Here is a 16,445-nt window from a genome sequence, read left to right as displayed (position 1 = left end):
ACCGCACGGTCCGCCACGACTGGCGATACATGGATCTGTTTACGAGCCGTGAATTCGTCCTGTGGAAAGATATGTGAACCGAGGCTGAGGTCGTAGAACGAGACCGGCTCACGCCGGGAGGTGAGTACGCCGTTTGTGGTGGTGGCCATGAGCAAGAGCGATCCGGGCACCCGCTGACCCCGCCCGCCAGGACAACGGGTCCCTCGTCCGGTACTCGTCGGCATTGCGCGACGAGCCCGCAGATGACGACGAACGTCACGGTGGGCGGTACGTTTCGCGTCATCTCTGATTTCGGATCGACGTGGTCGGCGATTCGCTGCGGTCTGCCGCCGCGCTCAGAGTGTGACGGCACCGAACGCCCATCGCGCGGACGCAGGAATGAGCGGCACGCCGCCCTGGAACGCCATGACGGCACCGTCGTGCTCCCCGCGGACGGCGAGGATGAGCCGTCGATACACGGGCAGCCTCAGAAGTTGTCTGGTTCTGATCGCAGTGATTTCAACAGAGCCCGGTATCTGTATTCAGCTGTATACAGATACCCGGGGCCGACGACCGCTCCGGCCTGATCGCGAACCGCCCATGAGGGAGCACCATGACCGAGACCACCACGTTCGACGCAACGACCGTCGAGCGACGATCGTTCGACGACGCGCCTGTCGCTGACACCTTCCGGCGGGTCGCGGCATCCGCCCCTTTCGTCTACGGCCTCACCAACTACATCGCGGCGAACCTGAGCGCCAACGTCCTGCTGGCAGCGGGTGCGGGTCCTGCCATCGGCGCAGGAGTCGACTGGCCCAGCGTCTTCCCGGCCGGCGCCGGGGGCGTGTGGATCAACACCGCGACGGTGATGAGCAATGACGTCGACACCGTGGCCACGGTCGCACGCACCGCCCACGCCGCAGGCACCCCGTGGGTGCTGGACCCGGTGGCCAATGGTGCGGGCGCGACCGGATACGACGCGTTCGTGCGTTCGCTGCTCGATCATCGGCCGTCGATCATCCGCGGGAACGCCAGTGAGCTGATTGCCCTGGCCGGCGGGGATGCACTCGGCAAGGGTGTCGAGACGACGGCCGATTCGGCCGATGCCGTCCCGCACATCACCGATCTCGCCTCGCGCACCGGAGCAGTCGTCGCCGTCAGCGGGCCGGTCGACTACATCACCGACGGCCGGCGCGTCGTCGCGGTCGGGGGCGGTGACGCCCGCCTCACTCAGGTCACCGGTGCCGGCTGCAGTCTCGGCGCGCTCAACGCCGCGGTGGCGGCGGTGGCCGGCGATCCGTTCGATGCGGCGGTCGCGGCTCACGCCGCCTACGCGCGCGCGGCCGAGAACGCCGCCAACCGGCTCGGGCCGCGCGGCGGGAGCGGCTCGTTCGCCACCGCCCTCGTCGATGGACTCTGGGAGCTGGCCAACTGATGCATCTGGCAGCCTTCCTCAACGCCGGCCCTCAGGGCACCGTCGGCTGGCGCCACCCCGAGGCAGGAGACGGATTCCTCGACGCCGATCACTACGTGCGGATCGCGCGCGTCCTCGAGGACGCGTGCTTCGATCTGGCGTTCGTCCCGGATTCTCTCGCGGTACCACGCAGTCTCGGTGACACCTTCGATCCCGCGGTCCGATGGGGCACCGGCACACCGCGTCTCGACCCGTTGCCGGTCATCACGGTGATGGCCGCGGTCACCCGGCATCTGGGGCTGGCAGCGACCGTCTCGACCGGTTACCACGAGCCGTACAACCTCGCACGGACCTTCGCGACGCTCGACCACCTCACCGGTGGTCGCGCCGGGTGGAACGTGGTGACCAGCTTCCAGGACGCCGAGGCGCAGAATTTCGGCCAGGATGCACTGCCAGGACGGGCGGCACGGTACGACCGGGCCGAGGAGTTCCTGGAGGTGACCACCCGTCTGTGGGACAGCTGGTCCGATGACGCCTTGATCCGCGACAAGGAGTCCGGCACATTCGGCCGACCTGACGAGGTATCGGCGATCGACCACGACGGCACGCATTTCCGGGTGCGCGGGCCGCTGGGCGTGCCGCGCCCGCCGCAGGGATATCCGGTGGTCATCCAGGCCGGTGCGTCTCCCTCCGGCCGCGACTTCGCCGCCCGCTGGGCGGACGTCATCTTCTGCAGCCATGAGTCGCTGGAATCTGCAGTCGAATTCGCTCGCGACATCCGTGCACGGGTGGTAGCCCGCGGCCGAGATCCCGAGCAGGTCCGCATCCTGCCCGCCGCGACCACCGTCGTCGGGTCGGATGCGCGCGACGCTCGACGTCGGCACGAGGAGTTCGTCGACCTCGTCGCACCGGAGGCCGGCTTGTCACGGATGGCCTACCACGTGAACGTGGACCTCACCGCGTACGATCTCGACGGCCCGCTTCCCGAGCTCGACGAGGTCGGAGTGGAGGGCCACTACCGCGAGATCCTGGAGTTCGCGCGGCGCGAGAAGCTCACGATCCGGGAGATCGGGAAATGGTACGGAGCCCGCACCGAGGGCAACATGGTCGGCTCGCCGACCGAGATCGCCGACACGATGGAGCAGTGGTTGGATGCGGGTGCAGCCGACGGGTTCATGATCCAGGCGACTCACGTCCCCGCCGCGTTCGAGGATTTCGCCGGCGAGGTCGTCCCGGAACTGCGTCGCCGAGGTCTGGTCCGCACCGCATACAGCGGGACGACCCTGCGCGACCACCTCGGGCTCCGTCGACCGGACCCGGGCGAGTGGCGTGCGCGTGCGGAATCGGCACGCGCCGAGGCGCTCTCGTGACACCATCGGACAGGCACTTCGTCGATGCGGACTGGTTGGCCGAGCACCTGGACGACGTCGTCCTGCTGGACGCGACGGTGCAGCGCAACGACGATGAACCGCGGTACGGCGACGGACGTCCCCTCTTCGAGGCGGGCCATGTTCCCGGTGCACGCTTCGCCGACCTCTTCGCCGTGTTCTCCGACCCGGGCTCGTCGATTCCCTTCGCCCGGCCGACCCGTACACAGATCGTTTCTGCCGCAAGGGCTGTCGGCATCGGTCCGCACGCGACGGTGGTCACCTACGACCAGTCTGGCGGAGCGTGGGCGGCCCGGCTCTGGTGGGTCCTGCGCTCGTGGGGACATCAGGATGTCCGTGTGCTCGACGGCGGGCTCGCGGCATGGGAGGCATCCGGTCGTCACCTCGAGGTAGGACCGGGGCGGCCGACCGTATCCGATGAATCGCTGTTCACGCCGACCGACGTGCCGGACGTCATCGCCGACATCGACGAGACCGCCCGGGCGGCGGCGGGTGACGGTGGGGCGCCGGTGATCTGTGCGTTGCGTGCAGCAGATTTTGCCGGCGACCCGGCGATTCCGGGGACTGGGTCCATTCCGGGGTCGATCAACATCCCATACCCCGACACTCTCGACCCCGACGGTCGGCACGATCCGACCGCCACACGGCAGCTCATCGAGGCTGCCGGTCTGAACCCCGCGCAGTCGCCGATCCTGTACTGCGGTGGTGGAATCAACGCAGCAGGCCTCGCGCTGGCGCTGGCTGAGCACGGCATCGAGTCCGCCCGCGTCTTCGACGGATCGCTCGCCGAGTGGCGCGCCGACGACACGCGACCGTTGACGACCTCTCCCTGGCTCGGGGACGATTCATGAGTGCGCGCGGCACAGGGGGCGGCACGGCCCGTGACCACGTCTACACCGAACTTCGCCGACGCCTCACCACAGGTGTGTACGCCGCCGAGGTGGCACTGGTTCCCGGCGTTCTGAGCGCCGAGTTCGCAGTATCGAGAACACCGGTCCGCGAAGCTCTCGGTCTGTTGGAGCAGGAAGGCCTGCTCCGCGGAACCTCGCGCGGATTCGCACTGCGGATTCGATCGGAGTCGGAACTGTTGGAGATCTTCGAGATACGCGGGGAACTCGACGCCGCGGCGGCGGCCGCTGCGGCCGGTCGTCGAGATGACATCGATCTGCATCGGCTGCAGGACCTCACCGCCAGGGCCCGTGCTACGTCGGACCAGACGGAGGTGCGACAACTGTTCAACGCCTGGCACGATGCCGTCCGGCTCGCCGCTCGCAACGCCACCATCGCCGACCTCCTCCACACCCTCGACGCTCAGGCAAAGGTGTCCGCGCCGTGGCGCCCCGACGCCGTTGCCAGACCCTACGACGACAGAGACGCGGAGCACGAAGCGATCCTCGCGGCCATCGTTGCCCGTGACGCGGAGGCGGCGAGATCGCTGATGCTCGAGCACATGCGACACGATCAGAAGGTGCGGGTGCGAGGAGCGCGGGCACATTCACACGCCTGACCAACGACGCTCCGTGCAACGTCGGACGATCGAAGACTTAACTCGCGGAACACATCTCCACTGCGCTCAGCACTGGTCCGAGCGCACCCGCCGAAGCCTCACAATAGAACATGGCTCGGCGGCAGCGCCCGAAGTCCGGCGTCAGTTGCCTCCATCGATTTTCGCCTGCGCCGCCTGCTCATTCTGCTGCGCGAGTTGGGCATTCCACGGTTTGACTTCGGTCTTGCAACGGATGCCACCGAAATCGGGAAGGCCGAGACGTCGGAAAGTTATTGCAACGATGTATATCTGAGCCACCGACTCTTCGTCGGTCCCGGAGCAGATTGTGTCGACCAGCTGTTGAGCAGCGGCGCTGGCACTTGCCTCACTGGCGTCACTCAGATTGCCGGGGCCCTCACCGAACTGGCAGACCTTTGTGTACTCGGTCACCACGGAACGAACGTAGTCGTCTGACACCTCCGGGCCTCCGGCTGGAGGACGGGCAGTGAGGCCATCAGGTCCCGCAACATCGAAGCTGGTGCATTGTTCTTTCGACACGACAACTGCGGCAGATGTCGAATCCGCAACGTCCGAGGCACTGTTACCACCACTGTCCGATGAACCATCTCCGTCACTCGAGCACGCAACTAGCAGGACACATCCGACGAGCGTCGCCACCGCGGTGAGTGCTCGCTGAACTACACTCCATCGGTTCACGTTTGCGCTCCAAGCTGCCGTCCGAGGTTGCCCTTCGGCGCAGCTTAGCTGCCGCGAGTCCGAGAGCACCGTCCCGGCACATGGGTTCCGTCGTTCGCACTACACCCGGCGACCGGTCCAGCGGGACTCACCGGCGCCGGTGCTCGTGTGTCAGCGACCTGGTCGTACTCCGGCAACAACCCGAACTCCCGCGCCTCCGTCAACCCCGGCGCCGCCGTATCCTTCGCTGACAGAACGTACTCCAACGGCGATTCGTCCCGCGCCGTCGTCGGCCACTCGATCCCCAGCCCCGGTCGCGGCAAGACCTCGTTCGCCGCGGGCGGCAGCCGAGTTCCGTCAGTGGCCAGGGACGACACGCCGGCCTCGGCTCGCCGGGGCCCGTTGACTGTGTCGAGTGGTTGCCACCTTCTCGGTCGGCGTCGACATGAGAGTCACCCAGGAGCGGCGGTAAGTGGATTATCCACTCATCGGTCCGCTCTCGTGACTCTTATGTTGGGCATGCCGCACTGGTGAGGAGTCTGTGGCGCCGGTAGTGTCACGGAACTCCCGGGTCGTCGATGTTCTGTCCTTCGTTCGAAGGATGTTGGGATCGCACCGTAACGGACTCCTATGGCAGAACCGACTGTTCAGGGTGAGGGGGCGTGAAGGACTATCGCCTGAAGGCAGGAGGCGCGTGATGCGCCGAACGATCATCACCATCGGAACAACGTCGGCGGCGGCGTGACCTACCTACGGCACGATACCCCAGGAAATCAATGTGACTTTCGTCACCCACGTCTGCTGGCAAAGCGAACACAACAAGAACTTATGGTCCCGAACCAGCAAAAGAATCCGGGTTTCTGGCACTTGGGCCCCAACCGCACTCCAGGCGCAGCGCGATAGGGTCAGTCGCGCTCGCCGACAACCAGCCCCCAGACGCGCAGCACCTGCTCCGCGAGTTCGTCGGACAGCATGACGTCGTCGTCGGCCGCGAGCGCTGCATCGAACTCCTCGACGACGCCTGCGGACAGTTCGGAGGCAACTCGACTCGCTCGTCGGCCACGCTGGCGATGCTTGTGCCGCAGCAGTTGATACGCGCCGTCGGCCCGACCCGGTATGGGACGTCGAACATCGCCGAACACCACAGTCGGTTCGTGAATGTAGCCGTCCTCGTAGCGAAGTAGTACCGCATCGACCTGGTATCCGTCGGAATCGTCTCCGAGCTGGAACCCGAAGATCGGATACTCCGGTGTCTGCTCGACCTCTCCGGCCATGGCCTCTCGTTCACTCTCCGCCAGATCGTCGGCGACGACAGGTACGAGCAACACTCCTGCCACGTGATCGGGCAGCAGTCCCCATTCGGCGGAGCCGCCGTTCACGCCGGGTACTGGTGCGCGTGGGTGGTCGATCCACACCTGGTGGAGTTCGGCGAGCAGTTCGTCGTCGATGGTGTTCGCGTCGGCCGCGACGTCGATCACGAAGTCGCGGGCATTCTCGACCATGGCCGGATCATCAGTCACGACAACTGCTTCCAGCGATTGAGCGGAGTGCGCAGATGCATTGGCGGAGCCGATCACGGCCATCTCCGCGGTGACCATCACCTTCGCGTGCAATTTGGGCGATGACAGAACCTCGACACCTCGGCCGATGAGCGTTTCAATTGCATGCGGTGAGGTGGAGTGCGAGGCCACAGCCTCCTTGCTGGCATTGACGACGAGCGTGTCACCGTCACGGAGGTGTCGTAACAGATCGGGGCCGTCGGCTCCCAGGAATGCAATTGCTGCGACGCGAGGCCCGCGCGCATACAGCTTCTTGCCGATGACCGGCCATGGATGCGGTCCGATGAACTGTGTGGTCATGGTGTCTACCATCGTGCACCAGTCCCGGACGCGACAGAGTGTGTGACATCGCAGCCCCGAGAGCCGGCCCACCACCGCATCAGCGCGTTGCCCGACTAGAGTGCGCAGTGATGTCGAAGAAGCGATCGAAGCAACAGCAGAAGCGGGAACGACGCAAAGCCAAGCGTGCGCCGTCACGTGGCGACGACAACGTCGTGCCGCTGTTCCCGCAACGACTGGCGGCTGCGGTTCCGGACGGTTTCCGGGAGTGGGTCATCGCTGACGTCTATCCCGGCGACGATGAGGCCGCCGACAGTGTCGCCGATCAACTCCAGATCCTGCTGAGCGCTGTCGTCGCGGTGAGACCTGACTTCGATCCGGTGGCGTGGTCGACCGATGATGTCGACGCGATGGTGAGCTTCCTCGAGTTCATGCGGGACAGGGAGGCGATCGCCACCGATCAGCTGCGCGCGATCGGCTTCGCCGCACTGATGCTGTCTGACTTTCTCGTGTCGACCGGCCGCTGGAGCGGCTCTCCCGACGTACCTGAGCTCGCGCGCGAGCGGATCATGGCCGCGTTGGGGCTGTCGCTGCTCACTACGGAGATCGCATCTGCCGACGAGGAGCTCGAACGCGCCGCGCTGCTGGCCACGGCGCCATTGAGTCAGCTCACTGCCCTACTCGGGTGGCTGGGTGACGGCCGACCCACCACAGCGAGTCGGTGGCTGAAGCCTGCTGCCGCCCGTGAGCTCGCCGCTGTGCTCGGGTGGGACATGCCGTCCAACCACACCAGCATGAGCAGTTTCGCGCCGCTTCGAGACCTGTGGATGTACGCGCAGACGCTGCAGCTCATCGAGGTCAACACGAGCCGAGCCTGGGCTGCGTGCGACGAGAACTCGTGGCAGCAGGCACCGGTCGAAGTGCTGCGCGCGGCCCTGACCTTCTGGATCGCGAGCGCATTCCTGAACGGCGACGGCGAGGTGGCCGACGAGTACACCGAAGCGGTGGCCGGCGTGGTGTTCCTCGGATGCACCGACGGACCGAACACGGTCGAGGACATCGATGGTTGGGTGGACACGGTGGGCTTCAGCCCGCAGTTCGTGCAGGCGATCCATGGGCGACTGGCTCTGTTCGTCGACGAGGGGTGGCTCACCGTGGAGGGCAACGCCTACGTCGTGCCGGAAGCCTTGCGTATGGCTGTCGTGGCGGCCATGCCCCGGCCGGTGGGACCGGGCAGGGGAGGAGTCGACGCTTCGGTGGAGGGTGAACTGCTCCTGCGGGTGGAGCTGGAGGAAGTGACGCCACCGGTGTGGCGGATCATCGCCGTCGACGCCTCTGTCTCGCTGGCTGACGTCCATGACATCCTGCAGATCGCGTTCGACTGGGAAGACAGTCACCTGCATCAGTTCCGCGCCGACGGAGAGCGGTGGATGCCTGCGCAGGCTCTGGAACTGGGTGATTGGGAGGACGTCGACGACGAACGCCACACCACGATTGGCGAAGTGCTCACCCGTGTGGGGGCGCAGCTCACCTATGAGTACGACTTCGGGGACGGTTGGACGCACGTCATCACGGTCGTCGACATCGCTGATGACCCGGCCGACCTCGTTGCCGAGGTACGTGACGGAGGCGGGATGTCCCCGCTCGATGACGTCGGCGGACCGCCCGGATGGGAAGACTTCACCATGGCCGTCTCCGACCCCTCTCATCCGCGTCACACCGAGCTCCGAGAGTGGGCCGGATACCCGCGGGATCGGCTTTTCGACGCCACACGATTCGATGTCGCGTCGGTGAATCGTCAACTCAGGCGGGTATTTGTGCGCTGACCGTGTACGCCCCTGCCGATGCGCGCATTCACGCCGATCGGCGACGGTTCGGCCCGGTGGATGACCGGACGGGATCGTCGGCCGTGAACGGCTCTCCATCGTGATGTCGACGTTCGCGTTTGCCGGGACGGCCCTCGTCTATGGTGTGCTGATGGTGGAGTCGTGGCGACGGATTCGTGCGCTGAATTATGGGACTGCTGGACGTTCGGTGCGTGCTTCGGTACGGCGTCTCGACACCGGTGCGATCGAACGGTTCTGGGCGGATCCGCCGTGTCGGTGGCGCGATGAGGACCGGCGCGGTGTGCGGCTCATCACCAACGAGGAGGGGGAGTACCGCAACACGCCGGAGGGCATGGTCCACACCTCGCGCGCGGCTCGCGTGATGGCGATGTACAGCGGGTTTCATTCGCGGATGCTGCTGAATGGCCCGACGTACTGGCCTTTTCCGGGCTCGTCGGATGCGGTGAACGGCTACACGGTGGGAGATCCGGTGTCGATCGCCGAGATTGTGATCGCTGGCCGTGCCGGCTGGGAGGTGCAGTTCGACGCTCATCAGCACTATCCGGCGCAGACCTTCGTCATCGACGCCGAGACCGGATTCATCATCGGCTGGCACTCGCCCACCGATCCGGGACTCGAAGTCCTCGAACACCACCTTGACGAGGAGTTCGACAGCGAGCTGTTCTCGTGGCACGGCGACTGCATCGAGCATGAAGACGAGACCGCCCGACACATCGCCGAACATGAAGAGAAGCAACGGTTGTTGGCCGACCTGCCGCGACCGGAACCGACGTGGTTCCCGACCACGCTGAACACGCAGGTCATGGACGGAGACCCCGAGACCGGGGCCATGGCCATGATGATCCATGCGGTGGGGCCGCAGATAGTGTTCCGCCAGTGGCTGGCGGGCACCGAAGATCCGCTCACCGATTACAGTTCGCATCTACAGGGTGTGGTGAGCATGTCCGATGACACCTGGGTGCGGGAACTGCGCTTCACACCCGGCCAGATCGACGACGACGATGCTCGTCGTGTCCTTGAATCCATCCCCGCGGTCACGCCGCCCCGCGATCCCGCCGAGGTCATCGCTGAGACCACCGCCGCCACAGCAGCTCGCGAACATCAGTTGTCGAGCCCAGGAACGATCGGCGCCAGCGGCGAGCTGTACTCCGGTCCGGTGCCGGTGGCCTACATGCAGTTCTATCTGTCGTCGCCGGCCGACTACACCGACGACATCCCGGCACTGGCCGCCGGCCTGGACCCCGGCAACGGTCTGGTCGACACCAGTGTCGCACCGATCAAGTTCACCACCGGCCTGCACACCGGCACTGTTGCTGTCACGGTCGAAACCGCTGGAGACAGGCCGGATGTCGACACGTCGTGGGAGGAGATTGTCGAAGCTCCGCTGGCTGTTGACACGCCACTGACGTTGACCGGGTGGGGCACGAGTGAGCCCGACATCGAGCTGCCCCTGTCGCCGGGCACCTATCGGCTGCGCTACAGCGCCACCCACATGACCGCCGCGCGCGAGGCCGATACCGGCGCCATGATCGACAGCTACCTCATCACCATCTGGCCCAGCCCACTCTCACCGGGAGAAGTCCTCAAACAGACCAGCGACATCGCTGCCTACTGGCACGACCACGCGCAGACCTGATGCACGCAACGATGCTTCCGCCGGCCGGTCACGGTGGCACCAGCGTTATCCGGATCCTGTTGTGCTGACCTGGGTGAGTGTGTCTTGCTGTCGGTACTTTCGCCGCCACACCACCCAGATCGCGTAGCCGTTGAGAACCACCATGCCGACGAACGGGGCAGCGAACACCGCCAGCTCACCTGTGGTGAGCGTTGCCGCCCAACTGAACTCGTCGTAGGACTGTGGATCAAAGGTCATGCGGGCGGTCTCAGCGAGCGCGAACAGCCACAGAAGCTCGTCGGTCTGCGGATGGCCGCACCCCCAGGGCTCGGTGACCATATCGAACGGGTCGAGCGTGACGATTGTCCCTGGCTGACCTCCGCCGGTGTAGTTGCCTTCAGCATCGAAACAGGTGCTGACTGCGAACTGTCGAGCGCGCCAGTCGAAAGCGAAAACATCAGCGCGCACGCCGATCCCACCGAAAGCGCCGTCGACAAAGCGCTGGGCAATAGGTCCGGATTGATCGTCATGAAAACGTAGAAGTCCCGAGTTTCCAGACACTCCGGACAGTCCGCGATCGGCGAAGTACGAGCCGACCAGACCAGGCTGCCACAGGCCGCTGGACAGCCGTTCGAACGTCCACTCCATTTCGCCGGGCCCTTCGATAGTGTGACTGTGCTCGTCATGCCGGACGCTTCCTTGCCCGGCCCGACTGCCATTACACTCTCACGTGCTGTAGGACACGTCGTCGACGACGCGACAGCATGCCGAACCTCCCGCGGCGGTCGCGGGGATGGCCGAGGGGTACCGACGTAGCGCGGGAGTTGCCCGTGACGAGGATGGACTTGATCTAGGTATGGCCGTGACTCCGGAGTGGACCAGGTCGCATGAGCTGATAGGGAAGGACATTGCCAAAGCGGCCAAGAAGGACGGCCTGCAGTTCAGCAGCATCACCGACCTCGTCAACACCACTCAGCGCTACCCGAGCGTCGTCCCGGTGCTCATTGATTGGCTCCAACATCTCGACGAGCGAGTGCCGCTGACCGATCCGAAGGACCTGGGGCGCTTCCGAAGTGGAATTATTCGGGCGCTGACCACCATCGACGCGATGGGCACCGAGGCCGTGCCGCTGCTGATGGACGAGTACTACCGACAACCTCAGATGAGCCCAGGAACCCTGTTCGCGATCGGCAACGCTCTCCGCTACCTGGCCGTGCCGACTGACCACGATCGCATCGCGACGCTGGCAGCCGACCGAACCCTCGGATCCGGACGGGCGGCGCTGCTGGAATGGCTCATCGAGCAAGGTACCGACGACGGCCTGCGCATCGTGCTGGACCAGATCGACGACCCGAGCGTGCGCGCATTGGGCATCAAGTACATTCGGCAGTTCACACCACTGCCTACCGGCCTGCGCCCCGCGATCGAGCGTTACGTCGGCGATTCGGACAGAGAGGTCCGCAAGCAGGCAAAGGCAACGTTGAAGAAGCTGCCGCAGTAGGTGGCACGGCAGCAGCCGGTCAGCGAGGCGACAGCGCGTCACCTAGTCCGCGCCGACAGAGGCTTATCTCGAGACTCTTGCTCAGCTCGTTGCTCCGAAGCCAATTCCGGACACCCTCGACCTGTTCATCCCGCGGTGCATCGAGTAGGTGAAGTGCCGACAGTAGCTGACCTGCGAGTGCGGGGGGCGCCGTGTCCTCGTCGGCAGACAGGAAGAGCTTGTCGTCCCACAGGCGATGCGCAATACCCACGGTGCCGTTCCAACCACTCGTCGAAGTAACCGGGAGATCCGGCCGGACGCGGTCCGGCCGCGTCCATGAGTCTCCACGGTAATCTGCGAAGCGCAACTTTGCGACATAGGGTTTCGAAACGCCGAGGTCACGGCGTCGAAATTGTTGCGCGGATGGTCGGAATGACGCTATTGAGATCTACGTCAGTCACCGTGGCCACGACTCGGGACGGCAGCAGCAGTTCGCCCTGGTACGCAAGCTCACGTGCGCCCGCCGCGGCGACCCAGAGCGCCCTCGTTCCGCTCAGGATCGTCACTTCGAGCAGGGCAGCGCCACCGCCTATCGGTGGCCGCGTGAACTGCTCGACAGCGACTGCCCGGAACACCGAGGTGGCAAAGAACCCTCGCAGTGAGAACCGCCGTCCTCGCAGCGAGTCGATGTCGGCGCTCAGTGTCCCGAAGACGTCGGATGTGTTCCGGATTCCGCGGTAGGCGGTGACGGTATGGTCCAACAGATGCCGCTCGACTACCTGGTCGAGCACGTCGGCCATCTCAATCGCGACGGGATCGTCGGATCTTCCGCGTGCGGCGGCTTGGAACCTCTCGTACGTGCGGTCATCCCGCTGCCAGGCGTCCACGACGTCGAGTTGCTCAGAGCCCAGCGAGTTCACGACGGATTCGTACTCGGAGTTCAGCACATATGCCGCGGCATGTGCGTCCGCGAGGTCTGGACCCCCGATACCCCCTCTATCGGTAGGTGGATTCACCGTGTGGGCCTCCCGCGGTGTGGTGGGACATCGGCGAGAAGTGCTCAGTCTCGCAAGTGTTCACTCAAGTGTGCGATCTGCAGCGTAATGGGCGCGCGACCTATTGCGGTCGTAAATGCATTTCACCGGAAAGGTTCTCGAAGCCAGAGGTACGATTGCGCTGGCTCGTGGAAGCGCCGGTGTGCATGACGGTCATCCGATCTCCCGACCGAGCGGGATGAGCCCATGGGTGTCGACCTTGTTCGATGAGGCGAGACGTATTCCTCATCGCGACGCTGGCAGCCGACCGAACCCTCGGATCTGGACGGGCGGCGCTGCTGGAATGGCTCATCGAGCAAGGTACCGACGACGGCCTGCACATCGTGGTGGACCAGATCGACGACCCGAGCGTGCGCGCATTGGGCATCAAGTACATTCGGCAGTTCACACCACTGCCTACCGGCCTGCGCCCCGCGATCGAGCGTTACGTTGGCGATTCGGACAGCGAGGTCCGCAAGCAGGCAAAGGCAACGTTGAAGAAGCTGCCGCAGTAGGTGGCACCGCCGCACTCGACGACGCCGTCGATCGTGACACGCCCGACATCACCCGAGCTGACATCGGTGTGCTGGTCGACCTGGTCCCAGAAGTAGGCTCCGAGGACCTCAGGTGATTGTGCCCGCAGTCTTTCCGGGGCGCGACTGCTAGTCGACTGGTTGTCCGTCGACTCGGGTGCGGGGCAGCCAGGTCGACAGGGTATGGCCGAGTGTCTCAACCAGTCTCGGACCGAACACGCACAGAGTGCGTTCCCACGGATGGCCGAAGGTTCCCTCGCTGAAATCGGGTCGCGCGAACGTGTAGTAGTCGCCATTCGGGTACACGCTGACTCGCCACTCGGTGTCCTCGGTGGCTGCGTGCACTGCCGCATCCAACTGGTAGCTGGGGTGTTGCCAATCCAGCACTACCCATTCCGGATCGTCGAAGGCGGTCAGAAAACACCGCAGGGCCTCGGCGTTGATCGCATCACCGCGGGCCGCCCACAGACCGGGCGTCGCCGTAGCCACGCTCAGGTCGAACGTCACCGATGGTGTCGGCTCGCGAATTGCCGGCCACTCCACGGGGCCGATGCTGGGCCGTAACCCCCCGAATCGCTCGGCGAACCGCGACCATGCGCGAGAACTGTCCTCCGGCGATAGTTCACTCCACCCCGCAGGCAGCGGGCGACTGAAATCGAGCGTTCTGCGCATCACACCCCACATCGTCGCAGCCCGCTACGGTGGATGTCTGTGGGACTTGTCGATATCGAATTCCGGGTGCTTGACGGCCTGGTCATGCGGGGCGGACTGACCGTGTGGCAGGCCGACGGTCTGCGCCGTCGCTCACCGTTTCACCGCGACGCCTTCGACTCGTTCATCCACCGCGCCACCTGCTTCGCCTTCGACGAAGGCAGCTGGGACACCTTTGCCTATGGCGCCACCACCTACCTCGCGCTGACCCGGGAGAGTCGTGATCTGACACCTGCGCTCATCCCGCCCGAGGTACACGCCGCAGTCGATACTGCACTCGGACAGTGGGCCGAGATCGACGACGAACCCGCCCGGACACGCTCGTATCGGCTTCCCGAGCGCAGGCAGCACCTCGCCCACGACCTGCTTATCACACTCGGTGGCGAACCAGGCGATCCCACCGAACGGCGCATTGCAGTCAGCCACGCCGCGCATCGAGCATTCAGCCGGATGATGTCAGCGCGCATCAGCGACGGATTCGTCCACCCCGTGATCGGAGCCCACATCTGGAGTGGAAACCCCGCTGACACAACATCATTACCAGGCAAAGGGCCAGGACCGGCCGCGCTACGCACCCTGGTCGAGCAGTGGCGAACCGCTCCGGACGACCGCCCTCACGTGGAACGAAGACTGCTCGATCACGCCCGCACGGTCGGCTGGGCCAATGTCAGGTCCGCTTCGTGAGTACGGACGACGACGTCGTGACCCTGATCGTCGATGGCGAGACGTTCACCGTCACCTGCCGACCCGCCGAAGGGCAGTACGCCTACGACTGGATCTCAGGCCCGAACCCCGACTACGGGTTCAGCACCACCCTGAACCAGGCCAGTGGACTCCGCCCACATCCGCCTCCACCGATCCTGACCCGCACCCAACACGAGCAGTCCATCCGCGACTTCCTGTCGCAGATCAACTCCGACACCGGCTACCTCGATTAATCACCGACTCAGCAAGCTTCACCTCGACGTCGTGGCCACCCTTCGGCGGCGCCGACAACCACGCATGAGTCGCTGTGTCGATGAGGCATAGTCGTTCTCATGACGCGCGCACGGATAGCTCGGTGGTCCCGTACCGTCGGCCACGGCGGGTGGTGGGTCTTCGTCGTCGCCACTCTGTTCGCCGGCGGAATCAACTGGTGGAACACCCACCAGAGCATCGCGGCGTCATTCGGCCCCGACTGCGGATGGACCATGTTTGCCCCGCTGACCCGCGTCGGCGGCGCCGGATATGTCGATGTGGCATGGCAGCCCGCCTACACGCAGTGGTGGCACGACCCCGGCGTCTATGCGTTGATCGCGTTCATCGTCGTGGTGGTCACCGCCCTGATCGACGCGTGCGCGTCGGGACGGATGATCACCGGTGTGGTGACGGTGCTGGTGCCGTTCGCCGCGCTGGGACTGTTCGTGGTGGCCACGCCCGACTCCGTCATGGCTCAACCGCACACCGTGATCTCGATGCTGCTCGTACTCGCCGCTGTCGCGCTGCGTGAGGTATGGATGCGTGCGTGCCTTCCCCGGTGGTCGCCCTCACCGGCGATCCAGTAGGCGCCGACAGTTCTCACCTGTCGGTGCCATTCACGTCACATAGGCGGAGGTATCGTATCGAGGGGGTGTCCGGCGGGCCGTGCGGGAACCTGGCTGAGGACCGCGGTCGCCGCCGACTTCGACGGCGTGCACCTTACCGGTGTGGGGCTCCCTGCGCACCGCCGGCATCGCCACTGCCGTCGACGAACACGACGGGGCCAGCGTGCTGGCCGGCTGGGACCCTGATGCGACGTGGTGGCTCAACCTCGACACCATCCACATCGACGACGGCCCCACCCAGTGGTGTCGCACCGACGATTACCGCTGGACACCGACATCGCGTACGTCATAGAGTATTCCGCTCAGCAACGGCGCGGAGTATCAACCGCGGCGGCGTGTGACTGGCTCCGGCACACCTCACAGAGCCATACTGCCGCCACGGAAACGAGAATCAGAGGAGGTCGGACGTTGGCTGCGGGCGAATTCTTCCACGTGTCCTCGGTGGTTAACCGTGACTCGATCGCCGCTCATGGGCTCGATGTTCGCCGGATGGGCGCTGCTCCCGGTATCGCCGGCAGCCGCAAGCCTGAACTGGAGGGGTGCTTCATCGCGTGCGGTGCATTCGAACGCGACTTCTTTATCAGGATGAACAACACCGGCGGCCCGGTCGATGTCTGGCAAGTACACGGAATCGACCCAGATCGTTTGGTGACCTCACCGGAGTACTTCAACTACCTGCCAGGCGCTATCGATGCCCAGCACCTCAGCCTCGTCGCCACCGACATCGCACCATACGACTACTAACCTCGAACTTTCGTGTGGTACCGGTGGGCTGGTGAACTGATCGGAATTGTGGTTTGAGGATCGAGTTCTGTGGTCGGGGCGTGTTGTGGTGTCCGAG

Annotated in this window: 18 protein-coding genes and 1 pseudogene; 13 read left to right on the top strand and 6 right to left on the bottom strand. The window is 65.1% G+C overall.

Annotation, left to right across the window (positions count from 1 at the left end; genetic code table 11):
- Window positions 1-592 precede the first annotated feature (592 nt).
- From thiM to QSJ19_RS24265, 4 genes are read left to right on the top strand one after another with little or no spacing between them, the layout of a single operon-like run.
- On the top strand, window positions 593-1,414 hold the full coding sequence (gene thiM, locus QSJ19_RS24280; protein WP_286323613.1) for a hydroxyethylthiazole kinase: 822 nt from the start codon (window positions 593-595) through the stop codon (window positions 1,412-1,414).
- The gene (locus QSJ19_RS24275; RefSeq protein ID WP_286323612.1) at window positions 1,414-2,763 is read left to right on the top strand and encodes an LLM class flavin-dependent oxidoreductase; all 1,350 of its coding nucleotides are present in this window, start codon (window positions 1,414-1,416) and stop codon (window positions 2,761-2,763) included. The genes thiM and QSJ19_RS24275 overlap by 1 nt, the downstream gene beginning before the upstream one ends.
- Complete coding sequence (locus QSJ19_RS24270; RefSeq protein ID WP_286323609.1) at window positions 2,760-3,632, top strand: sulfurtransferase; 873 nt, start codon at window positions 2,760-2,762, stop codon at window positions 3,630-3,632. Before QSJ19_RS24275 ends, QSJ19_RS24270 begins: the two co-directional genes overlap by 4 nt.
- Window positions 3,629-4,288 (top strand): GntR family transcriptional regulator, encoded by a 660-nt coding sequence (locus tag QSJ19_RS24265; protein ID WP_286323607.1) that lies wholly within the window; start codon window positions 3,629-3,631, stop codon window positions 4,286-4,288. Before QSJ19_RS24270 ends, QSJ19_RS24265 begins: the two co-directional genes overlap by 4 nt.
- Window positions 4,289-4,429: 141 nt before the next feature.
- On the opposite strand, the gene QSJ19_RS24260 is transcribed toward QSJ19_RS24265, so the two are convergent.
- The 3 genes and pseudogenes from QSJ19_RS24260 to QSJ19_RS24250 form a co-directional block, all read right to left on the bottom strand.
- Entirely contained in the window at window positions 4,430-4,720 is a 291-nt protein-coding gene (locus QSJ19_RS24260; RefSeq protein WP_286323606.1) for a hypothetical protein, read from the bottom strand.
- Between the two features lie 419 nt (window positions 4,721-5,139).
- Window positions 5,140-5,277: pseudogene (locus QSJ19_RS24255) on the bottom strand (dTDP-4-dehydrorhamnose 3,5-epimerase); the annotation flags it as partial.
- 591 nt (window positions 5,278-5,868) lie between these two features.
- Window positions 5,869-6,822, bottom strand: a complete 954-nt coding sequence (locus QSJ19_RS24250; RefSeq protein WP_286323605.1) for a phospholipase D-like domain-containing protein — start codon at window positions 6,820-6,822, stop codon at window positions 5,869-5,871.
- Between the two features lie 110 nt (window positions 6,823-6,932).
- Here QSJ19_RS24250 and QSJ19_RS24245 point away from each other — a divergent pair, with 110 nt between their 5' ends.
- Together QSJ19_RS24245 and QSJ19_RS24240 are read left to right on the top strand one after the other, a co-directional pair.
- A complete protein-coding gene (locus QSJ19_RS24245; protein WP_286323604.1) occupies window positions 6,933-8,627 on the top strand; it encodes an IS1096 element passenger TnpR family protein in 1,695 nt (564 codons plus the stop codon).
- A 100-nt stretch (window positions 8,628-8,727) separates the two neighbouring features.
- Window positions 8,728-10,284: a hypothetical protein gene (locus tag QSJ19_RS24240; protein ID WP_286323602.1), complete on the top strand. Its 1,557-nt coding sequence runs from the start codon at window positions 8,728-8,730 to the stop codon at window positions 10,282-10,284.
- A gap of 45 nt (window positions 10,285-10,329) precedes the next feature.
- Here the strand turns inward: QSJ19_RS24240 and QSJ19_RS24235 are convergent, their stop codons facing one another.
- Window positions 10,330-10,911, bottom strand: coding sequence for a hypothetical protein (locus QSJ19_RS24235; RefSeq protein ID WP_286323600.1), 582 nt, complete (start codon window positions 10,909-10,911; stop codon window positions 10,330-10,332).
- Window positions 10,912-11,119: 208 nt separating this feature from the next.
- Here QSJ19_RS24235 and QSJ19_RS24230 point away from each other — a divergent pair, with 208 nt between their 5' ends.
- Window positions 11,120-11,764 carry a hypothetical protein gene (locus tag QSJ19_RS24230; RefSeq protein WP_286323599.1) on the top strand — a complete coding sequence of 215 codons (645 nt, stop codon included), beginning with the start codon at window positions 11,120-11,122 and terminating at the stop codon, window positions 11,762-11,764.
- Window positions 11,765-12,141: 377 nt separating this feature from the next.
- Here the strand turns inward: QSJ19_RS24230 and QSJ19_RS24225 are convergent, their stop codons facing one another.
- A complete protein-coding gene (locus QSJ19_RS24225; RefSeq protein WP_286323595.1) occupies window positions 12,142-12,630 on the bottom strand; it encodes an ADP-ribosyltransferase in 489 nt (162 codons plus the stop codon).
- Window positions 12,631-13,004: 374 nt separating this feature from the next.
- Here QSJ19_RS24225 and QSJ19_RS24220 point away from each other — a divergent pair, with 374 nt between their 5' ends.
- Entirely contained in the window at window positions 13,005-13,292 is a 288-nt protein-coding gene (locus QSJ19_RS24220) for a hypothetical protein (protein WP_286323594.1), read from the top strand.
- Between the two features lie 147 nt (window positions 13,293-13,439).
- Here the strand turns inward: QSJ19_RS24220 and QSJ19_RS24215 are convergent, their stop codons facing one another.
- Window positions 13,440-13,982: a DUF2716 domain-containing protein gene (locus QSJ19_RS24215; RefSeq protein WP_286323592.1), complete on the bottom strand. Its 543-nt coding sequence runs from the start codon at window positions 13,980-13,982 to the stop codon at window positions 13,440-13,442.
- Window positions 13,983-14,021: 39 nt separating this feature from the next.
- Here QSJ19_RS24215 and QSJ19_RS24210 point away from each other — a divergent pair, with 39 nt between their 5' ends.
- The 5 genes from QSJ19_RS24210 (at window position 14,022) to QSJ19_RS24190 (ending at window position 16,348) form a co-directional block, all read left to right on the top strand.
- Window positions 14,022-14,705 (top strand): hypothetical protein, encoded by a 684-nt coding sequence (locus QSJ19_RS24210; RefSeq protein WP_286323591.1) that lies wholly within the window; start codon window positions 14,022-14,024, stop codon window positions 14,703-14,705.
- A complete protein-coding gene (locus QSJ19_RS24205; protein WP_286323590.1) occupies window positions 14,702-14,959 on the top strand; it encodes a hypothetical protein in 258 nt (85 codons plus the stop codon). Before QSJ19_RS24210 ends, QSJ19_RS24205 begins: the two co-directional genes overlap by 4 nt.
- A 99-nt stretch (window positions 14,960-15,058) precedes the next feature.
- Window positions 15,059-15,565, top strand: coding sequence for a hypothetical protein (locus tag QSJ19_RS24200; RefSeq protein WP_286323589.1), 507 nt, complete (start codon window positions 15,059-15,061; stop codon window positions 15,563-15,565).
- Window positions 15,566-15,704: 139 nt separating this feature from the next.
- Window positions 15,705-15,896: a hypothetical protein gene (locus QSJ19_RS24195; RefSeq protein ID WP_286323588.1), complete on the top strand. Its 192-nt coding sequence runs from the start codon at window positions 15,705-15,707 to the stop codon at window positions 15,894-15,896.
- Between the two features lie 116 nt (window positions 15,897-16,012).
- Window positions 16,013-16,348: a hypothetical protein gene (locus QSJ19_RS24190; RefSeq protein WP_286323587.1), complete on the top strand. Its 336-nt coding sequence runs from the start codon at window positions 16,013-16,015 to the stop codon at window positions 16,346-16,348.
- The last annotated feature ends 97 nt before the right edge of the window (window positions 16,349-16,445 follow it).

The sequence above is a fragment of the Gordonia sp. ABSL11-1 genome (assembly GCF_030315685.1).
In the GTDB taxonomy this organism is placed as follows: domain Bacteria; phylum Actinomycetota; class Actinomycetes; order Mycobacteriales; family Mycobacteriaceae; genus Gordonia.
This window is presented reverse-complemented; position numbering and strand designations above follow the sequence as displayed.

Bases quoted from the DNA above. Each gene is read 5' to 3' on its own strand.
- QSJ19_RS24235 (WP_286323600.1), bottom strand. From the start codon at position 10,911: ATGGAGTGGACGTTCGAACGGCTGTCCAGCGGCCTGTGGCAGCCTGGT.
- QSJ19_RS24275 (WP_286323612.1), top strand. From the start codon at position 1,414: ATGCATCTGGCAGCCTTCCTCAACGCCGGCCCTCAGGGCACCGTCGGC.
- QSJ19_RS24230 (WP_286323599.1), top strand. From the start codon at position 11,120: ATGGCCGTGACTCCGGAGTGGACCAGGTCGCATGAGCTGATAGGGAAG.
- QSJ19_RS24250 (WP_286323605.1), bottom strand. From the start codon at position 6,822: ATGACCACACAGTTCATCGGACCGCATCCATGGCCGGTCATCGGCAAG.
- thiM (WP_286323613.1), top strand. From the start codon at position 593: ATGACCGAGACCACCACGTTCGACGCAACGACCGTCGAGCGACGATCG.
- QSJ19_RS24245 (WP_286323604.1), top strand. From the start codon at position 6,933: ATGTCGAAGAAGCGATCGAAGCAACAGCAGAAGCGGGAACGACGCAAA.
- QSJ19_RS24220 (WP_286323594.1), top strand. From the start codon at position 13,005: ATGAGGCGAGACGTATTCCTCATCGCGACGCTGGCAGCCGACCGAACC.
- QSJ19_RS24215 (WP_286323592.1), bottom strand. From the start codon at position 13,982: ATGCGCAGAACGCTCGATTTCAGTCGCCCGCTGCCTGCGGGGTGGAGT.
- QSJ19_RS24265 (WP_286323607.1), top strand. From the start codon at position 3,629: ATGAGTGCGCGCGGCACAGGGGGCGGCACGGCCCGTGACCACGTCTAC.
- QSJ19_RS24200 (WP_286323589.1), top strand. From the start codon at position 15,059: ATGACGCGCGCACGGATAGCTCGGTGGTCCCGTACCGTCGGCCACGGC.